Below are 22,324 nucleotides of genomic sequence, written 5' to 3'. Positions count from 1 at the left end.
ACGACCGCTGCCGCAGCCTAGGTCCGCAGAATTGCGCCATTCGCGTCAGTAGCGAGCCACGTCGCCTCCAATTCCTTCGCCGCCCGCGCCGGGTTCGAGGATCTCGGCGCCATCCATTCCCTTCGGTGCCTGGCAAAGGCGGGCAGGGCACTCGGACTGGTACTGGCCAAATTGACCGAAAAGCTATATCTAACGGGGGCAACCGGTCGGTTGCTAGCGTTATACGGAATGTGACAAATGGCTCTGATCGGCTACGCCCGCGTTTCAACCGAGGAACAGGACACCTCCGGTCAGCGCGACACGTTGCGCGCGGAGGGCTGCAGCGTGATCATCGAGGACAAGGCAAGTGGTGGCAGCCGCGAAAGGCCCAACCTGGCTCGAGCGCTCAAACGGGTGGGGCATGGTGACACACTGCTCGTCGTGCGGATTGACCGCCTTGCACGTTCGCTGTCGCATCTGCTCGAGATCGTTGAGATCCTGCGCGCGAAGGGTGCCTACTTTCGATCCATCAACGATCCCATCGACACATCGAGCCCTCAGGGCATGCTGATGACGCAGATGCTCGGTGCTTTTGCCGAGTTCGAACGCGCGTTGATCAAGGAACGCACACGGGCAGGGTTGAAGGCTGCGATTGCCCGCGGCGCCAAGCCCGGCAACCCGAAGATGCGTGCGCGTGATCCTGCGGCGATTGCCGACATCCGCTACAGCCTCAATGAACGCTATCTCAACAGCCTGCTGGACGGCCGACAGCGTTGGCTTCCGACCGTCCAGCGGCTGAGGCCGGACCTGCCGTGGGCACTCGTCCTGAGGCAAATCCGCGCGATCACGCCGCCGGTACGCTCATTCACCGAGCGCACGCTCATCAAGGCGTGCAAGGCATTGGTCAAGGCTGGCTATGCCGACGCCTCGATGCTTGAGCCGGCGAAGCGCCTGCCGCCGGACACGCGCGTGGCCCTGCTAGTGGCCGACAGACTTCGCACGCATCCGGACTCAACCTTGCGCGACATTGCCACTTGGCTGTCGCGAGGCCTGCGCGAACCGACCCCGCGGGGCGGCTTGGCGTGGTCTCCAGAGGGCGTCAGGCGGGTCATTGCGCAAGCAGAGGCGCTGCATTTGATCGGTGAGCCTCAGGGATAGCTCCTTGTGTCGTCGTCTGTCCAACGCTGCGGAAATTTGGCTACGAAACGACGGTGACCATCTCTTCGGCTCGGCCATGCAGTTATCGAGTGCAGATCCTTCGACCGACCTGATAAAGATATCAATGGCTTGGTCGGATCCCTGGCCGAACAGGGTTGTGCCAATGTGCCGCAGTGGTTGGATGATGGCCGCTACCGCCCCAAGCAGGGCCCGGCGCTGCGCCAAAGTGGCGGTGGCAAGCGGGAAGGTCGTATCGATTGGAAGAAAGTCGACTGCTGTCCGAGCCGGGCTCAGGGCTGGGCATTCGAAACTGTTGAGCGCGGTGTCAGATCGCGGGGGCACGCGATTTCTTCGGGTAAGGAGGCGGCAGATATCACGGACAGCGTTGATCAAATGGCTCGCTGAAGTGAAATTGAAGCGGAACTGGTCTGGTATTTTACCCCTTACTGCGTTCAGCAATTCGGTCTCGAGCCCGATCACGCAGTCCCAGCACTCTTGGGAGTCTTGCGCGCTTTCAAGTGTAGCGGAATTGGCGCGTTCCAGCGGTCGCCAACAACTCCTACAGATCATGCGAAGCGGGCCGCGCGGGGGCGCTGCAAATCGCCATTGGCCGGCACCGCACGCGCTGCATTGGTCATCGAGCGGCCATCTGTGCATATGGCAAAAGCCTGCGGCTGCCATAACCCAAATTTGCCGGATATGTGCTGGTCGACCGGCGGCAAAATCGTCAGCCAGGCACCGGGTGCACCAAGAAATTCGCAGCCTTGGTGCTGGCCCGGTTTCGTCGGGACGGCCAAGAAAGAATGCAAGATTCCACGCCGCAAAATCAGGCGGCAACGCGGGATAGCGGCGTGCAAGCGCGCATGCATTCAACTCTGACGTCGACACATTGAACCGTGCCGATGCGGCTTTGAGCCAAGCCTTGGTCGGATTGATGTCGGGGTGGCACCACTCGGCGTTGCGATTGAGGACGGCGTGCGTCGCGACTTGCTGCGGCCCGCATTCCTCTACCCGGCGCCGAGCATGCCACGATGCCAGTAGCTCATCGGCAAAGGGCGCGTGATACGCTTTCATGCCGCGCGCCGGCGCAATGAGCGATTGGTGTTGGCTATAACCTGCATCGATACCAAGGGCAGCAACAGCTTCTCGTCGTCAAAGCTCGCAGCATCGATCATCTCTCGGCCGCTGCGTATTGCGGCTATGGCGATGGCTTCGATCAACCTGAAAATGCGGCCCGTTACACCTTGGGTCAGCGCAATGACACGTTGCCGTACCTCCGGCGCGTCGAGCAGGGAAGCGCGGCGCAAAGGCAGCAAGCCAGAGAAACTCGCCATGAGTTGGCGAAGTTCGTGATCGTTGCGCCAGGGTAGCAGTTCAAATACGCCGAAACGGTCAGCGAGATTGGGATCGGTGAGGACCGCGATGCGCGCGTCTTCGGTGCCAGCGCACACAATCGGAATCTTCAGGTCATTGGTCAGGAAACGAATGGTATTGAGGAATATCCGTTGCTGACGCGGAGTGCCGGCCAACATCTTGTCGATTTCGTCGAGGACCAGGACTTTCGTGCCGAATTCTGCGAGCATGCGGCGGGCGAGCCCGCGTAGCGAGCGCAGGGGTAGGCGTTCGAACTCGACATAGTTCATTGCCAGCATCAACTCGGTGTAGAATTCTTCCTCGGTCGGCTGCGGCGGCATCTGGACGACCACCACCGGCATGGTCGCCATGCCAGCTCGCACGTCGTACGATCCGGCGTGGAGCTCGGCGAACCGGTTCAGTATCTCGCTTTTGCCCATACCGGTTGAGCCAAACAACAAAAGGCACGGCATCCGTCCACGCGGCGGGTAGGTCAGAAGGTCCCCAAGCCGGGACACAGCTGCCTCGGCTTGCGGCAAGGATAGCCACCGGTCGCGCCTCAACCAGTCAATCCGCGCTTCGTCACTCAAATTCGCCTGTTCGCGATAGGCTGGGAACAGATGATCGTAAGGGCCGGTCATAATCGCTCCTCGATCTGGAAGGGGACGATGGGTTGGTCGTTACCCGCTGGGCCGATGTCAGGCAGGGCCGGGTGAGGGGGGCTGCTGGTCAGGGGCTGCCCGTCATGCAAAGCGTAAGCGATACGCTGGGCGGTCTTGCGAGCAGATTTTGTCTTGGCGAGAGCATCGACGACGATCCGACGCTGCTCGGCAATCATCGAGAAGAGCGATTGCTCATCGACTGACTGTCGCCCGCGATCGCGCAATGTTTTTAGCGCAAGATCGTGTTCGAACTTGGTGATCGGCGGACGCTGGTGGTCCCGGAGCGGCACCGTCAGATATTTGCCATCGGGCAGCTCGACATAAACCGCTGAGAGATTGAGCGGATTGTATTTGACCGGGACCTTCCGGTCGGAGTTCGCGACCAGAGGGGCGAGTGCTCCGTGCCAGTAGAACAGGTGGAATAATTCGATGCCCTCGCGCCGTGCCTTGCGCATTTCGAAGGGCAGGAAATCCAGGAGGAAAGCGCCGGTATCGGCAGGCAGACGCGGTGGTAGCGGGCGGGTGCCAAGCGCGTCGGTCCACGCAGTCAGCGGGGGAAGGCCGAGCTCACCATGGATGGTGCCGTGATAAACCCCGATCTGAATGGCGAACCAGCGCTCGAAGTCCCGGAGGGTCATGCACGCCTGACCTTCGGCGTCGTAGTCGCCCTTTTCCTTGATGTTCGAGAACGTCGTGCCGGGCAAAAGATGCACTTCGCCGATTGTGGTGCCGATAAGCCGTTCGATGTGGCCTCCATAATGCGGCGTGCGTATGGGGCGGTAGTTGAGTTCAATCCCGTGTTGCTGGCAGCCGCGCTCGAGAGCGCGGGAGTGGAACTCCTTGGCATTATCGAGGTGGAGAGTGTCGGGAATGCCATAAATCGGGTAATCGATCTCAACTTCCCGTTCCTGCAGCCAATCGGCCTTCGGCAAGACGGCATGGCGGATCGCCATGCCCACGGACGTATTCGAGGGACTTTCCAGCGAAATGTAGAAGCCGGGGATACAACGCGTCGCGACGTCGATCTGAAGCGTCAGTGTGGGTCGACCCAAAGGTCTGCGAAAGTGCTCATCAACCACGATGATGTCCGCAGGGGTATGGTCCATCTGAACGACTTGCAGCGGGTAGTCTGCGGTGAACGATCCAGTGATCGGTCGATATCGGTCATCGGCGGCCTTCCGGCCGTCTCGCGCAGCGACCAATCGCTCGCGATCGATTGCAACGACGCGCGCCTCGATCGTTTTGCGCGAAGGTGGCGGCAATTCGCGCTCGAGGCAGGAGAACTTGATCCGTCGAACAAGTTGCGAAAGTTTAGGCTTGGGGCGGGACAAATGGAACTGCTCGATCTCATCCGCGATGACTTGGTCAATGTCGGGGGCGAGGCGCTTGAAGCCCTTCGCGACCCCTCTTGATCTGTTGAGCAAGGAACTGGTTGTAGATTTCCGCTGAGAAGTGACCCGGTAAGGGCATAAATTTCCATTGAGAATTGACCCATGTTTGAACCCGCCCCTGGCTGACCAGTCAGGGGTATCGGGAGTGATCGACATGGATTTATTGAGTGTAATTCGCCGGTGGCGCCTTCGTGATAAGATCCCGCTTCGTGAGATTGAGCGGCGCACCGGTTTGTCGCGCAACACGATCCGCAAGTATCTGCGCGCGGATACGGTGGTGCCGCAGTTCAAGGTACCTGACCGGTCGAGCAAGCTGGACCCGTTTGCTGAGAAGCTGACGGGTTGGTTACAAATCGAGGCTGGCAAATCGCGCAAGCAGAAGCGCACGGCGAAGCAGATGCATGCTGATCTGGCCGTATTGGGCTACGAAGGGTCCTATAATCGTGTCGCTGCCTATGTGCGGGATTGGAAGGCAGGCCGTCTCTTGGCACAGCAGGCCAGTGGCCGCGGAACATACGTGCCTTTGGTTTTCCAGCCAGGTGAGGCGTTCCAGTTCGACTGGAGCGAAGATTGGGCAATTCTTGGTGGCGAGCGTGTCAAGCTGCAGGCGGCCCATACCAAACTATCACACAGCAAGGCGTTCATCGTGCGGGCCTATCCGTTACAGACGCATGAGATGCTGTTTGATGCACTGACGCAGGCATTCCGCGTGCTGGGTGGTGTGCCGCAGCGCGGGATCTTCGATAACATGCGAACTGCGGTCGATAAGATCGGCAAGGGCAAAGCCCGACAGGTCAACGCGCGCTTCACCGCAATGGCCAGCCACTACTTGTTCGAGCCTGCATTCTGCAATCCGGCCTCGGGGTGGGAGAAGGGCCAAGTCGAGAAGAACGTGCAAGATGCACGGCGGCGGCTGTGGCAGAAGTTGCCGAGCTTCCCGGATATCCATGCGCTCAATGCCTGGCTCGAGGAACAATGCATCGCGCAATGGGGTGAGATCCAACATGGCAACTTGCCCGGCACCGTAGCCGATGTACACGCCGCTGAGGTTGGTAGTCTGATGCCGCTGGGGCGGACCTTCGATGGTTTTGTCGAACACACCAAGCGGGTGTCTGAACCGCCCCGGCTTTCCCGGAGGCTCCTATCTGTGAGAAGGAGCCACGATGAGCGCTACAAGGAACAAGTTCTCGCCTGAGTTTCGCGACCGTGCGGTGCGGATGGTGGAGGAGCACCGGGGAGATTACCCGTCGGAGTGGGCGGCGATGACGTCGATCGCCGGGAAGGTTGGCTGCACGACCGAGACACTGCGCCGCTGGTGCCGTGAGGAGGCGAGCCGACGAGCAGGGCCAGCGGCGCAGGCTGTCAGTGATCGTGATCGGGTCAAGGCCCTGGAGCGCGAGGTCAAGGAACTGCGCCGGGCCAACGAGATCCTTCGCAAAGCCTCGGCATATTTTGCGCAGGCGGAGCTCGACCGCCACGGCAAATGGTGATGTCGTTCATCGACGCTCACCGGAAGGAATTGGGTATCGAGCCGATCTGCCGGGAACTGGCAATCGCCCCTTCCTCCTACCACGAATATGCCGCCCGCCTTGCCGATCCCGGCAGGCGCCCCGCCCGTGTCCGGCGCGATGACGAGATGCGCGAGGCGATCAAGCGCGTCCACGAGAACAGCTTTGGCCTCTATGGTGCCCGCAAGGTCTGGCACCAGATGCGCCGCGAGGGGATCAAGGTGGCCAAGTGCACCGTCGAGCGGCTGATGCGCACCATGGGCCTGGCAGGCGTGCGCCGGGGCAAGACGACGGTGACGACCATCAGCAACCCCAAGGCACCGTGCCCGCTGGACAAGGTCAACCGCGAGTTCCGCGTCAGCCGGCCCAATGCGCTGTGGGTGGTCGACTTCACCTACGTCCATACCTGGGCCGGGTTCGTCTATGTCGCGTTCGTGATCGATGCCTTCGCCCGCCGGATTGTGGGCTGGAAGGTCAGCACCAGCGCCACGGCGGGCTTCGTACTGGATGCCCTGGAGCAGGCGATCCATGCCCGCAGGCCAAGTCCAGATGATGGCTTGATCCACCACAGCGACAGGGGCGTTCAATACCTGGCGATGAACTACACGCAGCGTCTGGCCGAAGCCAACCTCGTGCCGTCTGTGGGCAGCGTCGGCGACAGCTATGACAACGCCTTGGCCGAGACCATCAACGGTCTCTATAAGGCCGAGGTCATCTGGCGGCAGCGCTCATGGCCGAGCGCATCGGCCGTGGAAATGGCAACGCTGCGCTGGGTGGACTGGTTCAACAATCACCGCCTGTTCGGACCCATCGGGCACATCCCACCCGCCGAAGCCGAAGCCAACTACTATGCGGCCAACGAGACCCTCGATATGGTCGCATGACTCAATTGAAAATGCCTCCGGGAAAGCCGGGGCGGTTCAGTCCCCGATCTGCCTCATCAGCTTTGAACGCAATCGGTACAGCGTCCCGGCATCCTTTGCCAACCGCCCGGTCAGCATCAGGATCTACCCCGAGCGGATCGTGGTGGCGGCCGAGGGGCAGATCCTTTGCGAACATGCCAGAATCATTGACCGATCCCACCACACTGGCGGGCGGACAATTTATGACTGGCGGCATTATCTGGCAGTAGTCCAGCGCAAGCCGGGAGCACTGCGCAATGGCGCGCCATTCTTGCAGCTCCCAGAGGCCTTCAAGCAGCTGCAAAGCCAGCTCCTACGTCGTCCCGGCGGAGACAAGGAGATGGCGGAGATATTGGCGTTGGTGCTGCAACATGACGAACAGGCAGTGCTTTGCGCTGTCGAACTGGCGCTGGATGCGGGCGTCGCCACCAAGACCCACGTCCTCAATATCCTGCACCGCCTGATCGATGGTAAGGCTCCACCGGCAGCGCCGATTGACGCACCGCAGGCTTTGCGCCTTGCGCAAGAGCCGTTGGCCAATGTCGGACGTTATGATGCCCTGCGTGAGGGAGGGCTGCGTCATGCGTCATGACCCCGCCAGTGCCGCCGTTGTCGTCATGCTCAAGGCGCTGAAGTTGTATGGCATGGCCCAAGCAGTGGGGGACCTTATCGAGCAAGGCGCCCCAGCCTTCAGTGCCGCAGTGCCGATGGTCTCCCAGTTGCTCAAAGCCGAGATGGCCGAACGTGAGGTCCGCTCGATTGCTTATCAGATCAAGGCCGCCCGGTTCCCAGCTTACAAAGACCTGGCCGGGTTCGACTTCGCATCCAGCGAGGCCAACGAGGCCCTGGTTCGGCAACTCCATGGTGGCGAGTTCATCGACGGCGCTGACAACGTAGTACTGATTGGCGGGCCCGGAACCGGCAAATCGCACATCGCCACTGCGCTGGGAGTTCAAGCCGTCGAACATCACCGCAGAAAAGTGCGCTTCTTTGCCACGGTCGATCTGGTCAATGCGCTCGAACAGGAAAAAGCAGCCAACAAGGCGGGGCAGATTGCCGAACGTCTGCTCAAGCTCGATCTCATCATCCTTGATGAACTGGGCTATCTGCCGTTCAGCCCATCAGGCGGAGCTTTGCTGTTCCACCTGCTCAGCAAATTGTACGAACGCACCAGCGTCGTGATCACCACTAACCTCAGCTTCAGCGAATGGGCCGAGGTATTCAGCGATGCCAAGATGACCACAGCCCTGCTGGATCGGCTAACCCATCATTGCCACATCATCGAAACTGGCAATGACAGCTTCCGGTTCAGGGCCAGCTCTGCCTCACCAAAACCACGAAAGGAAAAATCACCAGCTTGACCCAAAACCCGCTCTGCGGGACATACCATCACCCGGGTCAATTCTCGATGGAAATACCGGGTCACTTCTCAGCGGAAATCTACAATGACGAAACCTACCGGCGACGCATCCTGGTCCAGCTCAACCGGGGCGAGAGCCGTCACCAGCTCGCCCGCACCGTATTCCACGGCAAGCGCGGTGAGCTTCGTCAGCGTTACCGCGAAGGGCAAGAAGATCAACTCGGCGCGCTTGGGCTCGTCGTCAATCTGGTCGTGCTCTGGAACACGATCTACATCGACGCCGCGCTCAACCAGCTCCGCACCGAAGGTCATGTGATCCTCGACGAGGACGTCGCGCGCCTCTCGCCGCTCGGCTCCCAACACATCAACATGCTCGGGCGCTACGCCTTCACCATCCCCGACATGGTCGCGCGCGGCGAGCTGCGGCCGCTCCGTGATCCCAGCGTCACGGGCATCGACGATGCCTGAAGCCGCGCCTTATGTAGGTTTTCTGTTCCGTTGCTACTCAACCCCCTAGCTTGGTGCAGAACCCAGTTCCAGCACAGCAACCGCGGCAGCCAAGACGGATTCAACCGGTCGTCGCAACACCTAGAAATTGGAGGTTGTAAAGATGGTAGGTCGCCGAGCATCACGATACTGCACCCGAGAGTGGTTGCGCTCTCCGGGGCGCCCATGCGGTAGCGCATCGATGCAGCATGCCGATGCGCAGCTTCGGCACGCAGCAGGTCGGTCAGGATCTCGTGGGTCAACTGTCTCCACCACCAACATCCCGATCTCGCCACCTGGAAAACCAGGTAGCCTGCTACACCATCAGAATGAGGGGTCCCTTTTGCACGCCGGTCCACAACTTGGGACCAAGGAGCCGAGAAGGCCCAGCACGCAAAGCTCAAGATCGACAGCGGCTTGGAAATCTACTTCTGCGACCGGCAAAGCACATGGCAACGCGGATCGAATGAGAATACCAACGGCTTGCTTCGGCAGTATTTCCCCCAGGGTACCGACCTTAGTCGGCACTCCATAGGCGAACTCGATGGCGTTGCTAACGCGCTGAACACGCGCCCACAGAAAGCGCTTGGTTGGAAGACCCCACAGAAGTCCACGACCAGTTCCTGGTCGCCTAGTATGAAGCAGGTGTTGCGACGACCGTTTGAATCCGCCCAATACGTCTCAATCATGTATCCCGAGCGCCTTGCCGAGGCTGGGATCGCGCCATCGGACGGGAGCGCTGACGACAGCTACGACAACGCCTTAGCCGAGACCATCAACGGCCTCTCCAAGGACGAGGTGATCCACCGGCGAGCGCCCGGGCGATCTTTTGAAGCCGTTGAATATGCTACGCTCGAAACGAAGTTCAGCGCAGCTAATGGGTCGACTGGTTCAACAACAGCCGCCTACTAGCGCCCATCGGCAATATGCCACCGGCCGAAGCCGAGGAACGCAATTACGCCATGCTGGACGACGCACCCATGGCCGCATGAACTAAACGAAATTGCTTTCGGCAGTCCCGGGGCGGTTCAAGGCGAGAGGACACATGACCGCAGCGTGGACGTTACTTTCGCGAAAGATGAAGTTCGCGATATCAGGCGTTTGCCAGTCGATCAGGCACTGTACGCGGTTGAAGGCGTACTTTGGATTCGGCGGACCGGCAGCCAGATGCCAAGCCAGTTCTACCATCGTGGGGCTCTGAGCGCGACTAATCTGTACAACCCTTCCTTGTCCATCCTTCTCGTCAGGAAGGCGCCAGTTACCGGTCTGCTTCTATGTGCGCCTTTTGGTTGCACTCGGCCTAAGAAGTCGTCAATAGATACGTTGATAAAAAGTTTTCTGCTTGATCCAGCACTCGAGATACCGGCGGTTTTCCTTGTAAACATGCATTTCAGCGGGCTGCGATGAGCGGGCCTGCTCGCCACTCAGTGCCATCTCCATCAGATTAATCAACACTGCCATTGACAAAACTGTTCAGGAATTGCACCACCGGAAAATACACTGCAACAGGCATTTCGTTAGAACGAGACCGCCATGCTGGTTGGCAGAATCGGAGAGAGTTATGTTTGGCGCACTTCAGAGGATGCCGCCTGGAAGCGGGGCGCCCCCGTTGGCTATGCTCTCGTTGCCTGGTTTTGCCCAAACAGATGCCGCGCGGCAGGTAGCTTTTGGCGTTGGCCACAGAGCAGTCCGCTTGCGGCGCGGGTTTGTTGCACACGTCTGCATTGGAGTGCTGCACTCTCTCGCGCCGGTTCTGCTGTCAGGGCCAAGTGAACCATTCTGCGGAGAACAGTCATGATGACAGAACAATCTATCTTGATCACGCGCGACACTCCGGTCGGCTATGAGTTGCAGCCTATTCGGAAGAGGGCCGTCATCCAGTTGATGGGATCACGGGTATGGGGCCGGTTCAATCCAAATCACTGGGATCCGGTCTATGCCGCTGAAAGTGGATTGTCCGCACCGATCCAGACGGGCGAAATGTCGTCGGCCTACATTGCTGAAATGTGCGTGAATCATTTTGGCGCGGCGATGTTCACCGGTGCGCGGGTGGTGTGCAAATATGTGGGTTCAGTGCTGGCCGACGAGGTGATCACGACCCACGGCGTGGTCCGTGAGAAGCAGCCGAAAGGCGAGGGCTTCCGCTTTGTGGTCGATGTTTGGGCCGATAACGAAGCTGGAGAAAAGAAGACAGTCGGCTGGGTCGAAGTCGACGTCAGTGAGTAACTCAGCGGAGCCAGATCGAATGACAAGATCAACGCCAGGAACCGGCGATCTGCGCCCGGTTTCGCCAATTCAGGAAACGCAAACACGGCGCTTCATCGCTGGTCTTCAGCAAGGTGCCCAGACCTACTGGGACATGGTGGAAATCGGCGACGAACTCATTCGCGACCTCCATCTGTCCCCCGAACTGGTAGTCCTCTATGCCGATGGGGTCGAAGACTTCAACCCATGGTACGAAGCGTGGAAAATGAACACATGGCAGATTCCGGGGGAATCGCCATTCGGTGGTGCGATCGTGCCACCACTGCTGGTTTCGCATTTCGTGCTGTCGGTGCAATTCGACCACACGCGGCCGTTCGCAATCGGTTCGATCCACACCTATCATGATTCCGAGATCCTCGCGCCGATCCCGGTCGGCAGGACAGTAAGGATCACCACCCGTGCCGCAGACAAATTCGAAAAGCGCGGGCGCCGTTATGTTCGTCACGAGGTCATCGTGACAGACATCGTGACGGACACACTGTATCTTCGCGAAACTCGGGATATCCTGTCGCTATGATTGCGGCCGAGCCTGAGGCTATGCCGATGTCCACGACTGGACAGGTACCTGTGGTTGCAGGACTGTTCGAACAGGGTCCAAACGGAGTGCGGCTGGTTGGATCGCGCTGCGCCGGATGCAATACGCTCTATTTTCCCGTTGCCTTCAGTTGCCGCAATCCGATCTGCCATGACAAGCGGCTAGCAGCGGCGCATCTCCCGGAACGAGGCACACTCGTGAGCTATACTGTCCAGCATTATCAACCTCCACCATTGTTCCGGATGGATGAATGGGCACCCTATGCGATCGGGCTGGTCGCACTGGGCGAAGGGGTGGAAGTGATGGGCATGCTCACAGGAGTTGCGGTCGACCAGATCGCTATTGGTATGCAGGTGAGGCTTACCACCGAAACTCTGTTCACCGATGCCGAACGTGGATCGGTGGTCACCTACAAGTTTGCGCCGTGCCTTGGGGAGCCTACCACATGAGCCGATCAGTATATGTGATGGGCGCAGGTGCCCATCCATGGGGCAAATGGCCGGATAAGCCGCAACTGCAGCTAGCGATCGAAGCAACCAATGCGGCGCTTGCCGATGCAGCGCTTAGCTGGTCCGATGTTCAGGGGCTGGTCGCCGCAAGCTCTCGTTTCGAGGGAGGCATGGGTTGGGGGTTGCACGCGAACGAACTGGCGCAGGCGGTAGCCGAGCAAGGCATGGCCTGCGTTAACGTGGGCGGGGCCTGCGCCGCTGGCGCCATCGCTATCCAGACCGCCTATGCCATGATCGCTAGCGGTCAGTGCGACGTTGTATGCGCGATGGGTGCAGAACGCATGCCAAAGGGCTTTATCCCTCGCCCGCCGGGCAGCCTGGACGATGTGACGGACAGCGACTACCTGCGCTGGGTGACGATGGGTGCGACCAATCCATCCTATTGGGCGATCGAGGCGAACCGTCGCAAGCATGAGGTTGGCACGACTGATGAGACGCTGGCGCAAGCCGCGGTGCTCATGCGCTCAAATGCAGCCGGCAATCAGCTGGCGCGCTTTCGCAAGCCGACTACGGTAGAGGAAGTTCTGGCCTCGCCGATGGTCACCGATCCACTGCACCTGCTGCAAATCTGCCCCGTCAGCGACGGCGCTGCGGCAGTGATTCTAGGCAGCGAAGCTTTCGCCAAGCGCGCAGGGAACGCAATGGTGGAGGTCGCGGGTGTGTCTGCTGCTACGGGTTCATTCGGTGATCCGGGCCGCCGGATTCCGACGGTCTCATCGACGGTTCGTGCAGGCGTGACCAACACCAGCGAGGTTGCCAACGCCGTCAACCGGGCGTTCGAGATGGCGGGCGTCGGGCCGAGAGATATCGACCTGCTGGAAATGGCGGACAACAGTGCCTGGCACATACTGGCATGGCCGGAACAATTCGGGTTCTATGAACACGGCAAAGGCGATTGGATGCTGCGGAATGGCCATCTGGCTATTGACGGCCAGTTGCCTATCAACCCGAGCGGAGGCTTCTTGTCGTTTGGCGAGGCAACGACTGCACAGGCTGTCTTGCAGGTGTGCGAACTGACGTGGCAGTTGCGCGGGCAGGCCGCAGGGCACCAGGTTCCGGACGCGCGGATCGGCATGTCGGCGGTGCTGGGCCTTGGCGCCAATGGCGGGTCCGTCATTCTTAAACGCTGAACTGGCCGCGCGCGGCAGCATCGGAGCCGCCCATCCGGTGCAAGGAGCTACGCCTGCTTGCGTGGCCATCAGGGGCATGACCACCCCGGCCTTGTCCATTGCCGCGAAGCAAGCCCGCAAATCGCTGTAAGAATATGTACGGGAAGGGTCGCGCTGCGGCCAGGCTCTGATCTTGCGCATTGGGCTCATCGCGCAGCGGATGGGTCCGATAATGTCGATGACGGTGTGCGGAAAAGTGGATCGGTGCCGTCCCTCCCTGGTTCACGACCAGAGCCCGGATTGTCAGGGCACCCGTGTGAGGCTTTGCATTGCCTCACCCGGGCAGCCGCTAAACGGGTGGGCCGTAATAGCCTACGCTATAGCCGCGACTACTTGGACAGGATCACGGCCACCCGATATGTGCAGAGCGCCCGGTTCAAACGGCAGCAGCCTCAAGCCGATGCAGAGACATGCTGGCGTAACCTTTTGCCGCTGTATCCTGGAGGATGCGGCGATACCCCCTTACCCCACCGGAATAGGGCATGAAGACACGCGGCTTGCCCGGCATTTCCGCACCAAGATAATAGGACGGCGTTTTCAGATATAGCGTTTCCTGAGCACGTTCATTCACATGTGCGACCCAGTCGCGCTCGGCGTCGGCAGTTGCTTCGACAGCGTCGATCGCGTTGTCACGGCAATAGGCGAACAGGTCAGCCAACCAATCGACCTGCTCTTCCGATGACAACAGGACATTGCTCAGCAGCGATGGGCTGCCGGGACCGACGATAATAAACAGATTGGGAAAATCGTTGACCGCTATACCGAGGAAGCTGACCGGCCCCGCTGCCCATTTTGCTTGCAACGTCATGCCGCCGCGCCCGGTAATCACTGGTTTCAGCAGCGAACCCGTGAATGCATCAAACCCGGTCGCATAAATTACGATATCGAAATTGCGTTCGGCATCGGTGGTGCGAAGACCGCCGCGCGTGAAGCTCACGATGGGCGTTTCGCTGATATCGACCAATTCAACATTGGGCCGGTTGAAGGTCTTAAAGTAGCCGCTGTCCACCGACGGTCGGCGGGTGCCGAACGGAAAATCCTGCGGGATCAATTTTTTGCGCAATGTCGGATCAGCGATCTGCTCGGCAATCTTGTTGCGAATGAATGCCGACGCGGTGTCGTTCGACTCCTGGTTGAGCAGGATGTCCTTGAATGTCAGCGCAAATCCGAAGCCCAGTCGGTTCCACGCCGCTTCGAAAGCGGCATTGCGTTCGGCCTCCGGCACGTCGATCGCCGAGCGGCTGTCTGGCGTGAAGCCAAGGCCGCTGGGTGAATTGCGCGCCGCCTCGCGGCGTTCACGGTAGCGCGCTTTGACCGTACGGTCTTCCTCATCGCTGACAGGGGCGTTGGCGGCCGGGATCGAGTAGTTGGCCGTCCGTTGAAACACCGCCAGATGGGCCGCCTGCTCGGCGATCACCGGGGTCATCTGCACGCCGGAGGAACCGGTGCCGATGATTGCCACGCGCTTTCCTGCAAAATCGACCGTGTCGCGCGGCCAGCGGGCTGACTGGATGATCCGGCCCGCGAACTGCTCCTGATCTGGGTAGGTCGTATCCTTCGGCGCAGACAGCTGGCCGACAGCGAGGATCAGCCGTCCTGCATTCCATTCGCGGCCATCGGTGCTCGTTATTCGCCAGCGCAGGCTGCACTCATCCAGTGCAGCGGTCTGGACGCGGGTATTCAGTTCGACGTCGCGCCGCAGATCGAAGCGATCCGCCACATGATTGATGTAACGCAGGATTTCAGGCTGCGTGGCGTACCGTTCGCTCCACCGCCATTCCTGTTCGAGTTCGGGCGAAAAGCGATAGGAGTAGTCAAAGCTCTCCACATCGCAGCGTGCGCCGGGATAGCGGTTGAAGTTCCAGACCCCCCCGATCGCGTCGTCTGCTTCCAACACGACGGTCTCGAGGCCCATTCCGCGAAAGGTGTGCAGTGCCCGCAGTCCGGCAAAACCGGCGCCAACGACAAGAACGTCAACGGTCTTCATAGCTTCATCTCCATTCATCTCCGATCTGCCGCAACGGTGCATATTCGTCAACGCATATGTTGATAAATTCTTTAATCGCCGCTGCGAAGTCTGCCAAAGCGCCATATATTGTGGGGCGTGCCTTTATCAACGATAGTATTGACTATTCGAGGCGTCGGTCGCAAACTTCGGCCGTAACAAGGATGGAGAGAGGCTATGATTGGGACGCCAACCTGCTGGAGCCGCGCCGCGATGTCGGAGGCAGCGTGCCGACGTTGAAAGCCGTTGCGGTTCGCCAGGCGGTATTGGCCGAGCATTTTTCGCCTTGGACGCCGGTAACGCTGCACGGTGTGCTCGATGCCGCCGCTGCCACCTTTGCGGACCGGCCGTTCGTGATCACCGATGACCGGAACTGGACCTATTCCCAACTGGCGGCGTGGTCGCATCGCATTGCTGCGGGCCTTGCCGCAATCGGTGTGCGCGCTGGGCAGAATGTTGCCGTGATTATGGCAAACCACCCCGAATTCGTCGCACTCAAATATGCAATATCGCGACTAGGAGCCGTAGCTGTACCCATCAATATTCTGAACCGCCGCGATGAAGTTGCCTATGTCCTCGCCCAGTCGGAAACGGTCGTGCTCGTCACGATCGATCGGTTCCGGGATATCGATCATCTCGATTCGCTTGACCAGATCGTGCCAGACTGGGAACGCGTCGGGGGCGGCGAAATCCTGCCGATGTTGCGCCAGGTTGTGGTGTTTTCTGCCAGCGGCTCGGCGCGGTCAGGCGCAATGACGTTCGACGAACTCGACTTAGATGGTCCGCCGATTGGCCTTCCGGTTGACCCGTTGGCGCCTTGCGACATCCTGTACACCTCGGGAACCACAGGGCCACCCAAGGGCGTTGTGCTGACGCATGACATGCTGACGCGCACGGCGTTCGGCAGCACCTATGCGCGTGCGTTCGAGGATGGCCGCCGCATACTGTTCTCGCTGCCGCTGTACCATGTATTCGGCTATGTCGAAGGGCTGCTTGCAGTGCCGTATGTTGGCGGCGCCATCATCCCGCAATTGCGTTTCGATGCTGCCGCAATGCTCGCCGCGGTGGAACGTCATCGCGCTACCGACGCGTTGCTCGTGCCCGCCATGTCGTTGGCGGTACTTGACGCCGCAGCGACTGATCACCGCGATCTGTCAAGTTGGCAGTCGGTGCTGGCGTCGGGCGGGCGGGCTCCACGACGCGTGTGGCAGGCAATTCACGACGTGCTGGGGGTAGCCGAGATCACGACCGGTTACGGCATGACCGAAACAACCGCATCCACCACGGTGACGCGCCCGGATGATCCCATCGAGCGGCTGCTGGCTTCCAACGGGCGGCAGCGCGATGTTGGCCCGGCTGGCGATCCGGATCTGGGGGGGCGACTTGTCGCGTACCGCACGGTAGATCCGGTCAGCGGTGTATCGTTGCCGCCGGGCGATGTAGGTGAATTGGTCGCCAAAGGTCCGGGCGTAACGAGCGGGTACTACAAGAAACCTGAAGTGACCGCTGGTGCATTCGACGGCGAAGGCTGGTTCAAGACCGGCGATCTGGGGTGGATTGACGATGACGACTACATTACCTTGGTGGGCCGAACAAAAGAATCGTTTCGCTGCGGCGGGGAACAAGTGCTGCCGACCGAGATCGAGGACTTGCTGACCACGCATCCTGACGTGATGCAGGCCCATGTCGTGCCGATACCCGATGAAAGGATGGGCGAGGTCGGCGTAGCGTTCGTAGTGGCGCGCCCCGGTGCATCACTTGATCCTGTCGCACTGCGCCAGCTTGTTGCTGATCGGCTTGCCCGGTTCAAGGTGCCGCGCCATGTTCTCCTGATAACCGAGGCCGAAGTTCCGACAACCGCGTCCGGCCGGGCGCGCAAGTTCCTCCTGTCCGAGAAGGCGGCTGCCATGCTGACTGGCGCATGACCCTGACCGATTATTCAGTTCCAGAGGCGCGCGTCGCCATTGTTACCGGGGCCGCCCGCGGCATCGGCGCCGCGATAGCACGGCGCCTCGCCAGCGATGGACATGACATTGCGGTGCTTGATCTCGACCGGGATGCCTGCGGTGAAACCCTTGAAGCTGTCACTGCCTTCGGGCGCAGGGCCATTGCCGTGGCGGCTGACGTCTCGCAAGAGCACTCCGTGCGGGATGGTGTGGCCGCCGTGGCAGACGGGCTGGGGCATCCAACGATTCTCGTAAACAACGCCGGCGTCCTGCGTGACCGGACAATCGCAAAGATGACCCTGGAGGATTGGGACATCGTCCAGAACGTCAACCTGAAGTCAGCTTTCTTAATGTGCCGGGAAGTGCAGGCACATATGCGCGCTGCAGGCTGGGGACGCATCGTCAACCTGTCGAGCATAGCGGCTTTGGGAGCCATTGGCGAGGCGAACTATTCTGCGGCAAAGGCTGGTATTCAAGGGCTTACCCGCACGCTGGCTATCGAATTGGGCCGCTACGGTATTACCGCTAATGCCGTTGCGCCGGGCTTTGTGGTCACTGAAATGACTCGCGAGGTTGCCCGGCGCATGAATATGCCGTTTGAAGAGATGGTTGGCCAGATGCTTCAGACGATTGCGGTGGGCCGTCCTGGCGAACCGGACGACATAGCCCATGCCGTGTCGTACTTTGCCGACGTGCGTGCAGGATTTGTTACGGGCCAGGTGTTATACGTGGCGGGTGCTCCGCGCGGCTGAGCCTCGACTGGTAAACCGGTGCGCATCTGGCTAACTGGCGTCGGATTTGAAAGAGAGTGCGCATGATCAAGACGAAATCGTTAATAGGCGAGCGGCGCTCCGCTGCGGGCAAGGATCCGCGCACATCATACCAGAACCGTCGCCAGGAGATTTCCGAGGCCGCAGTGAAGGTGTTCCACCGGCTCGGCTATACTGCTGCCAGCGTCAGTGCGGTCGCGGCTGAGCTTGGCATCGATCGTGCGTCCCTGTATTATTACTTCTCTTCCAAGGAGCAGATGTTCGATGAGATCATCCGGTCCGTACTCGAGGAAAATGTTGAACTCGCCCGGCGCATCGCGCAAAGCAGCATGAGTCCGACCCGCAAGATGCGTGAACTGATCATGGCGCTGATGACCTCTTACGCGGCCAATTATCCGCTGCTTTACATCTACATCCGCGAGGACCTGAAGAACGTCAGCGACGAGCGCTCGAGCTGGTCGGCGCATATGCGCGGCCTGAACAAGAGCATCGAGCAATCGGTCATCGACATCGTCGAGCAAGGGTATGCGGATTGCAGCTTTCGCAAAGTTGGCACACCGAAAGTCGTGGCCTACGGCGTACTTGGGATGCTCAACTGGACGCACCGGTGGTACAAGCCGGGTCATTCCGAAACCGGGGAAGACCCGGGAACAACGTTTGCCGAAATGATTGTTTCGGGTCTCGAATCACCGTATTAAAGTGGGTGAGCATCGCACAAGAATCCGAAGGCTCTGGTTTCCTAGGCAAGGCTACGCCCCTGTAGCGTGCGCTCAGGTACCAGCAGTTTGGGACCGGTTTAATCGGAACTACGCTGCTTGATAAATGAACTACACTATGTCCCCTTTGGCGTAATTCAGCACTTTGGCCTGGGTGAACTCGAGCAGGCCGTGCATGCCCATCTCGATCCCGACGCCAGACATCTTGGCACCGGCGAACGGCGTATCAGGCCCGATATCGCCATGCTTGTTGATCCACACTGAGCCGGAATCAAGCCGCGCGGCGACGGCACCTGCGCGGGCCGGATCCGCCGACCATACCGAGTTGCCAAGGCCGAAAATGGTATTGTTGGCCCTGGCCACAACGTCGTCGATATCGGCAAAGCGCAGCACCGGCAGTACCGGCCCGAACTGCTCGTCGGTCACAAGTCGCGCGTCGTCCGCAATATCGCGCACGATCGTCGGGTTGATGAAGTAGCCCTCGCCCTCCGGACTGTCGCCGCCTGCGATGATCGTGCCCTCGGTGCGCGTCTCCTCGATCAGGGCTTTGAGCTTTTCGAATTGCACGCGGTTCTGCACTGGGCCGAGCTGGGTGCCCTGTTGCGATCCAGGGCCGACGACTGCGGCGTTCGCGATTTCGGCCAGCTTGGCGCAGATTGCATCGTACTGGCTCTCGTGCACATAGAGCCGCTTGAGCGCGATGCAGACTTGGCCGTTGTTGACGAAGGCAGAATTGAACAGTTGCTGCGAAACCACTTCGGGATCGCAATCTTCGAGCACAATGCCAGAATCGTTGCCGCCCAGTTCGAGCGTCATGCGTTTGAGGGAGGCAGAACCTGCCGCCATGACCTTGCTGCCCGTGGTGGTCGAGCCGGTGAAGCTGACTTTGCGCACCAGCGGATGGCCGGTCAGCGCATCGCCCAGATCGTTGTTGTCCGTGACCACATTGACCACGCCGGCAGGCACCAGATCCTTCCACAGCGCGGCGATTTCCAGCGTGGCCAGCGGGGTTGTGGCTGCGGGTTTTACGACGACGGTGTTCCCAGTGAGCAGCGCCGCACCAACCTTGTTGACTGCGGTGAGGACAGGGAAATTCCACGGCACGATTGCCGCGACTACACCGAGCGGGCGCCGGTGCAACTCGATCCGGCGGGCCTCGCTGTCTTCGATCAGTTCCACCGGGATCGTTTGCCCGGCATAGTACCGAAGGAAATAGGCCGCACCGCCCACTTCGGCCTGCGCATCGGGGATAGGCTTGCCCTGCTCGCGGGTGAGCGTGCGGGCAAGCGCTTCCAGATTGGACTCGATTATCTCTGCCATCTGGATGAGCAAGGTACTGCGCGCTTCTGCAGTGGTCTGCGACCATGCGGGAAACGCAGCGGCGGCGGCTGTGACCGCGTCCTCGAAGTTCTCGCGCGAACCGCAAGCGCAGGTGTCAAACACCTGGCCTGTTGCGGGATCAACGACATCAAGCGTGCGGCTGCCAGCAACAAGGTTGCCGCCAATCAACATCTGCAAGCTCACTGGTCCGACTCCTTCGCAAGCAAACGGGCCCGGTCGGCGACGTACGCCCGCACGGATTCGACATCCTCAACCGACATCCACTTGGCGAAGCCGACCATGCCATTTTCCTTGAGTGCGCCATCGTGCACAACCGCCTGCCACGTCGCCTTGTCGGCCATAACGCCGGACCGGCGCAGATCGGGCAGCACGCCCGAGGACCGCACCCCGCCACCGTGGCAGACCGAGCAGGTGTTGCCGTAAAGTTCGGCGCCCTTTGCCACCGTTTCTGGCGTCCATTCGTTTTGAACGATGACCGGCGGTGCCTGCGGGGCGCGTTCGATTTTGTAGGAGGCCTTTCCGCCGAGCGCGAAAACGAGAAGGCGGCCATTGGGGCGCGGCCCCTGCAGTTCGGCGAACGCTGCCGGCAGGCCATAGCCGCCACCGTAGCCCGCCATCACGGCGACATACTGCACGCCCTTGACCGAATAGGTGATCGGCGGAGCAATGATGCCGATGCCGGCATCGTAGGACCACAGCTCCTTGCCGCTCGTCGCTGCATAGGCGACCAGCTTGCCCTTGGCATTGCCCGCAAAGACGAGCCCGCCCGCGCTGGTCAGCACCCCGCCATTGCCGGGGCCGCCAAGATCGACCCGCCAGGCCTCTTTCTGCTCCACCGGGTTCCACGCGATGAGGTAGCCGCGTAGCGTCGCGCGGATCGCCTTTAGCGTGGCTTTATCATCAGGCAGGGAGTTGATTGCCAAATTTACGCCGAGGTTCCATCCGCCGGGACGCGCCACGAAGGGCTTGTCGCTGACGTAGGCAAGCGGCACTTCCTGTGCTGGGATATAGGCGAGCCCCGCTTGCGGACTATAGGCCATCGGTTGCCAGTTATGGGCGCCGTGGCCAGAAGGCGTGGCTACGAACACGCCCTTTTCATACCGTGCGTCTGGATTCTCTACGGGGCGGCCGGTCGCCATGTCCACGCCGGTTGTCCAGTTGACGGGCACGAAGTTCTTGGCGGAAATCAGCTTACCGTTGCTGCGGTCGATCACGTAAAACAGGCCGTTCTTCGGCGCCTGCATCATGACCTTGCGGTCTGCGCCGCCGATCTTGAGCGTGGCGAGAATGATAGACTGGGTTTGCGTGAAGTCCCAGCTTTCGCCCGGGACGCCCTGATAGTGCCACTTGTATTCGCCGGTATCGGCATCAAGCGCGACAACCGAGGAAACGAACAGGTTGTCGCCTTTGCCATTCGAACGGAGTCGGTGATCCCACGGCGATCCATTGCCGACACCGATCAGGACCTGGTTAAATTCCTTGTCATAGACGATCGAATCCCAGACCGTGCCGCCGCCGCCGAATTTGGACCAGTCGCCGTCCCAGGTGGCCTGCATCTTGGCGATGATCTTGTCAGAGGCCGCGCCGTCGGGGCCCGCACCCTTGGCGGGTGGCACCGTGTAGAAGCGCCAGGCTACCTTACCGGTTTGGGCATCATAGGCGCTGACATACCCGCGCACGCCATATTCAGCGCCGCCATTGCCGATCAGCACGTTCCCCTTCACCACGCGCGGCGCGCCGGTGATCGTATAGGGCTTGCTCTGATCGACCGTCAGTGTCGACCAGACGAGCTTGCCGGTCTTGGCATCAAGTGCGATCAACCGGCCATCGAGCGTGCCGACATAGACTTTGCCGTCATAGAGCGCAGCGCCGCGATTGACGACATCGCAGCAAGCCTTGAAACCAGTTTCGCCGGGAACTTTGGGATCGTATTCCCAGAGGAGCTTTCCGCTCACCGCATCAAGCGCATGGACCTTCGACCAAGCGGTCGTCGTGTAGATTACCCCGTCAGCTACCAGCGGCGTAGCCTCAAGGCCGCGCGCGGTATCGAACTCGTGGCTCCAGGCGAGCCCCAGACTGCCGACTGTGCTGGCATCGATTGCGGTCAGCTGGCTGAAACGCTGTTCCTCGGGCGTCCCGCCGTAGGTCCGCCAATCGCCCGATGAAACCGATGTGATGGGACCGGCAATGGCCTGCGCGCAGCCGGCAAGCAAAAGCGAAAGAACGACCGGATGAAACTTGAGCATGGGATGCTGCCTATGTGCGGATG

At 60.4% G+C, this 22,324-nt stretch carries 17 protein-coding genes, 6 pseudogenes and 1 other annotated feature; of the genes and pseudogenes, 15 read left to right on the top strand and 8 right to left on the bottom strand.

From position 1 onward, the window contains the following. The first annotated feature begins 237 nt into the window (after window positions 1–237). Complete coding sequence (locus ACZ1JX_RS20165; RefSeq protein ID WP_053556442.1) at window positions 238–1,137, top strand: recombinase family protein; 900 nt, start codon at window positions 238–240, stop codon at window positions 1,135–1,137. 566 nt (window positions 1,138–1,703) lie between these two features. Here ACZ1JX_RS20165 and ACZ1JX_RS20160 read toward each other — a convergent pair. From ACZ1JX_RS20160 to ACZ1JX_RS20145, 4 genes and pseudogenes are all read right to left on the bottom strand, one after another. Next, window positions 1,704–1,934 carry a hypothetical protein gene (locus ACZ1JX_RS20160; RefSeq protein WP_465126971.1) on the bottom strand — a complete coding sequence of 77 codons (231 nt, stop codon included), beginning with the start codon at window positions 1,932–1,934 and terminating at the stop codon, window positions 1,704–1,706. Further along, window positions 1,837–2,211: pseudogene (locus ACZ1JX_RS20155) on the bottom strand (hypothetical protein); the annotation flags it as partial. The gene ACZ1JX_RS20160 and the pseudogene ACZ1JX_RS20155, both read right to left, overlap by 98 nt. Next, entirely contained in the window at window positions 2,208–3,131 is a 924-nt protein-coding gene (locus tag ACZ1JX_RS20150) for a TniB family NTP-binding protein (RefSeq protein ID WP_465126965.1), read from the bottom strand. The pseudogene ACZ1JX_RS20155 and the gene ACZ1JX_RS20150, both read right to left, overlap by 4 nt. Next, entirely contained in the window at window positions 3,128–4,576 is a 1,449-nt protein-coding gene (locus ACZ1JX_RS20145) for a transposase (protein WP_465126964.1), read from the bottom strand. The genes ACZ1JX_RS20150 and ACZ1JX_RS20145 overlap by 4 nt, the downstream gene beginning before the upstream one ends. Window positions 4,577–4,697: 121 nt before the next feature. Here ACZ1JX_RS20145 and istA point away from each other — a divergent pair. From istA to ACZ1JX_RS20110, 7 genes and pseudogenes are all read left to right on the top strand, one after another. Beyond that, a pseudogene (istA, locus tag ACZ1JX_RS20140) lies at window positions 4,698–5,657 on the top strand (IS21 family transposase); the annotation flags it as partial. 49 nt (window positions 5,658–5,706) lie between these two features. Beyond that, window positions 5,707–6,935, top strand: a protein-coding gene (locus ACZ1JX_RS20135) for an IS3 family transposase (RefSeq protein WP_465123188.1) whose coding sequence is annotated in 2 segments (ribosomal slippage) — window positions 5,707–5,995 and window positions 5,995–6,935 — 1,230 coding nt in all. Because the reading frame shifts where the segments join, the coding sequence is not laid out codon by codon here. Then, window positions 5,988–6,102 (top strand) — a sequence feature (AL1L pseudoknot). It overlaps the preceding gene by 115 nt. Before the next feature lie 40 nt (window positions 6,936–6,975). After that, a pseudogene (locus tag ACZ1JX_RS20130) lies at window positions 6,976–7,545 on the top strand (Mu transposase domain-containing protein); the annotation flags it as partial. Beyond that, the gene (istB, locus tag ACZ1JX_RS20125) at window positions 7,535–8,314 is read left to right on the top strand and encodes an IS21-like element helper ATPase IstB (RefSeq protein WP_086740912.1); all 780 of its coding nucleotides are present in this window, start codon (window positions 7,535–7,537) and stop codon (window positions 8,312–8,314) included. The pseudogene ACZ1JX_RS20130 and the gene istB, both read left to right, overlap by 11 nt. Before the next feature lie 83 nt (window positions 8,315–8,397). Continuing rightward, a pseudogene (locus ACZ1JX_RS20120) lies at window positions 8,398–8,781 on the top strand (Tn3 family transposase); the annotation flags it as partial. Between the two features lie 366 nt (window positions 8,782–9,147). After that, window positions 9,148–9,434: pseudogene (locus ACZ1JX_RS20115) on the top strand (IS30 family transposase); the annotation flags it as partial. A 34-nt stretch (window positions 9,435–9,468) separates the two neighbouring features. Then, window positions 9,469–9,791, top strand: a pseudogene (locus ACZ1JX_RS20110) (IS3 family transposase); the annotation flags it as partial. Between the two features lie 319 nt (window positions 9,792–10,110). Here ACZ1JX_RS20110 and ACZ1JX_RS20105 read toward each other — a convergent pair. After that, window positions 10,111–10,260 carry a hypothetical protein gene (locus ACZ1JX_RS20105; protein WP_298284044.1) on the bottom strand — a complete coding sequence of 50 codons (150 nt, stop codon included), beginning with the start codon at window positions 10,258–10,260 and terminating at the stop codon, window positions 10,111–10,113. Between the two features lie 333 nt (window positions 10,261–10,593). On the opposite strand from ACZ1JX_RS20105, the gene ACZ1JX_RS20100 reads away from it, so the two are divergent. The 4 genes from ACZ1JX_RS20100 to ACZ1JX_RS20085 are packed head-to-tail and all read left to right on the top strand — an operon-like array spanning window position 10,594 to window position 13,238. Further along, entirely contained in the window at window positions 10,594–11,025 is a 432-nt protein-coding gene (locus tag ACZ1JX_RS20100) for a MaoC family dehydratase (protein WP_298284042.1), read from the top strand. A 19-nt stretch (window positions 11,026–11,044) separates the two neighbouring features. Next, a complete protein-coding gene (locus ACZ1JX_RS20095) occupies window positions 11,045–11,581 on the top strand; it encodes a MaoC family dehydratase (RefSeq protein ID WP_465126963.1) in 537 nt (178 codons plus the stop codon). After that, window positions 11,578–12,048: a Zn-ribbon domain-containing OB-fold protein gene (locus tag ACZ1JX_RS20090; protein WP_465126962.1), complete on the top strand. Its 471-nt coding sequence runs from the start codon at window positions 11,578–11,580 to the stop codon at window positions 12,046–12,048. The genes ACZ1JX_RS20095 and ACZ1JX_RS20090 overlap by 4 nt, the downstream gene beginning before the upstream one ends. Window positions 12,049–12,065: 17 nt before the next feature. Further along, complete coding sequence (locus tag ACZ1JX_RS20085) at window positions 12,066–13,238, top strand: lipid-transfer protein (protein ID WP_465126961.1); 1,173 nt, start codon at window positions 12,066–12,068, stop codon at window positions 13,236–13,238. A gap of 415 nt (window positions 13,239–13,653) precedes the next feature. Here the strand turns inward: ACZ1JX_RS20085 and ACZ1JX_RS20080 are convergent, their stop codons facing one another. After that, window positions 13,654–15,264 carry a flavin-containing monooxygenase gene (locus ACZ1JX_RS20080; RefSeq protein WP_298284033.1) on the bottom strand — a complete coding sequence of 537 codons (1,611 nt, stop codon included), beginning with the start codon at window positions 15,262–15,264 and terminating at the stop codon, window positions 13,654–13,656. Between the two features lie 56 nt (window positions 15,265–15,320). On the opposite strand from ACZ1JX_RS20080, the gene ACZ1JX_RS20075 reads away from it, so the two are divergent. The 3 genes from ACZ1JX_RS20075 (at window position 15,321) to ACZ1JX_RS20065 (ending at window position 18,696) form a co-directional block, all read left to right on the top strand. After that, window positions 15,321–17,207 carry a class I adenylate-forming enzyme family protein gene (locus ACZ1JX_RS20075; protein ID WP_465126960.1) on the top strand — a complete coding sequence of 629 codons (1,887 nt, stop codon included), beginning with the start codon at window positions 15,321–15,323 and terminating at the stop codon, window positions 17,205–17,207. Next, complete coding sequence (locus ACZ1JX_RS20070) at window positions 17,204–17,980, top strand: SDR family oxidoreductase (protein ID WP_298284029.1); 777 nt, start codon at window positions 17,204–17,206, stop codon at window positions 17,978–17,980. Before ACZ1JX_RS20075 ends, ACZ1JX_RS20070 begins: the two co-directional genes overlap by 4 nt. Before the next feature lie 62 nt (window positions 17,981–18,042). Next, complete coding sequence (locus ACZ1JX_RS20065) at window positions 18,043–18,696, top strand: TetR/AcrR family transcriptional regulator (RefSeq protein WP_298284027.1); 654 nt, start codon at window positions 18,043–18,045, stop codon at window positions 18,694–18,696. Between the two features lie 129 nt (window positions 18,697–18,825). On the opposite strand, the gene ACZ1JX_RS20060 is transcribed toward ACZ1JX_RS20065, so the two are convergent. Together ACZ1JX_RS20060 and ACZ1JX_RS20055 are read right to left on the bottom strand one after the other, a co-directional pair. Next, window positions 18,826–20,238: an aldehyde dehydrogenase family protein gene (locus ACZ1JX_RS20060; RefSeq protein WP_298284025.1), complete on the bottom strand. Its 1,413-nt coding sequence runs from the start codon at window positions 20,236–20,238 to the stop codon at window positions 18,826–18,828. Then, the gene (locus ACZ1JX_RS20055; RefSeq protein WP_298284023.1) at window positions 20,235–22,301 is read right to left on the bottom strand and encodes a PQQ-dependent dehydrogenase, methanol/ethanol family; all 2,067 of its coding nucleotides are present in this window, start codon (window positions 22,299–22,301) and stop codon (window positions 20,235–20,237) included. Before ACZ1JX_RS20055 ends, ACZ1JX_RS20060 begins: the two co-directional genes overlap by 4 nt. Window positions 22,302–22,324 lie beyond the last annotated feature (23 nt).

This window comes from Novosphingobium sp. BL-A-41-Hi4A-0G (genome assembly GCF_055521735.1).
The sequence above is the reverse complement of the archived record's forward strand: the minus strand, read 5'-3'. Positions and strand labels throughout refer to the sequence as shown.

Excerpts from the sequence above, each read along its gene's own strand:
- ACZ1JX_RS20100 (WP_298284042.1), top strand. The coding sequence starts at position 10,594 with ATGATGACAGAACAATCTATCTTGATCACGCGCGACACTCCGGTCGGC.
- ACZ1JX_RS20065 (WP_298284027.1), top strand. The coding sequence starts at position 18,043 with ATGATCAAGACGAAATCGTTAATAGGCGAGCGGCGCTCCGCTGCGGGC.
- ACZ1JX_RS20105 (WP_298284044.1), bottom strand. The coding sequence starts at position 10,260 with ATGGCAGTGTTGATTAATCTGATGGAGATGGCACTGAGTGGCGAGCAG.
- ACZ1JX_RS20070 (WP_298284029.1), top strand. The coding sequence starts at position 17,204 with ATGACCCTGACCGATTATTCAGTTCCAGAGGCGCGCGTCGCCATTGTT.
- ACZ1JX_RS20150 (WP_465126965.1), bottom strand. The coding sequence starts at position 3,131 with ATGACCGGCCCTTACGATCATCTGTTCCCAGCCTATCGCGAACAGGCG.
- ACZ1JX_RS20075 (WP_465126960.1), top strand. The coding sequence starts at position 15,321 with ATGTTGATAAATTCTTTAATCGCCGCTGCGAAGTCTGCCAAAGCGCCA.
- ACZ1JX_RS20165 (WP_053556442.1), top strand. The coding sequence starts at position 238 with ATGGCTCTGATCGGCTACGCCCGCGTTTCAACCGAGGAACAGGACACC.
- ACZ1JX_RS20090 (WP_465126962.1), top strand. The coding sequence starts at position 11,578 with ATGATTGCGGCCGAGCCTGAGGCTATGCCGATGTCCACGACTGGACAG.
- ACZ1JX_RS20080 (WP_298284033.1), bottom strand. The coding sequence starts at position 15,264 with ATGAAGACCGTTGACGTTCTTGTCGTTGGCGCCGGTTTTGCCGGACTG.
- istB (WP_086740912.1), top strand. The coding sequence starts at position 7,535 with ATGCGTCATGACCCCGCCAGTGCCGCCGTTGTCGTCATGCTCAAGGCG.
- ACZ1JX_RS20055 (WP_298284023.1), bottom strand. The coding sequence starts at position 22,301 with ATGCTCAAGTTTCATCCGGTCGTTCTTTCGCTTTTGCTTGCCGGCTGC.
- ACZ1JX_RS20095 (WP_465126963.1), top strand. The coding sequence starts at position 11,045 with ATGACAAGATCAACGCCAGGAACCGGCGATCTGCGCCCGGTTTCGCCA.
- ACZ1JX_RS20085 (WP_465126961.1), top strand. The coding sequence starts at position 12,066 with ATGGGCGCAGGTGCCCATCCATGGGGCAAATGGCCGGATAAGCCGCAA.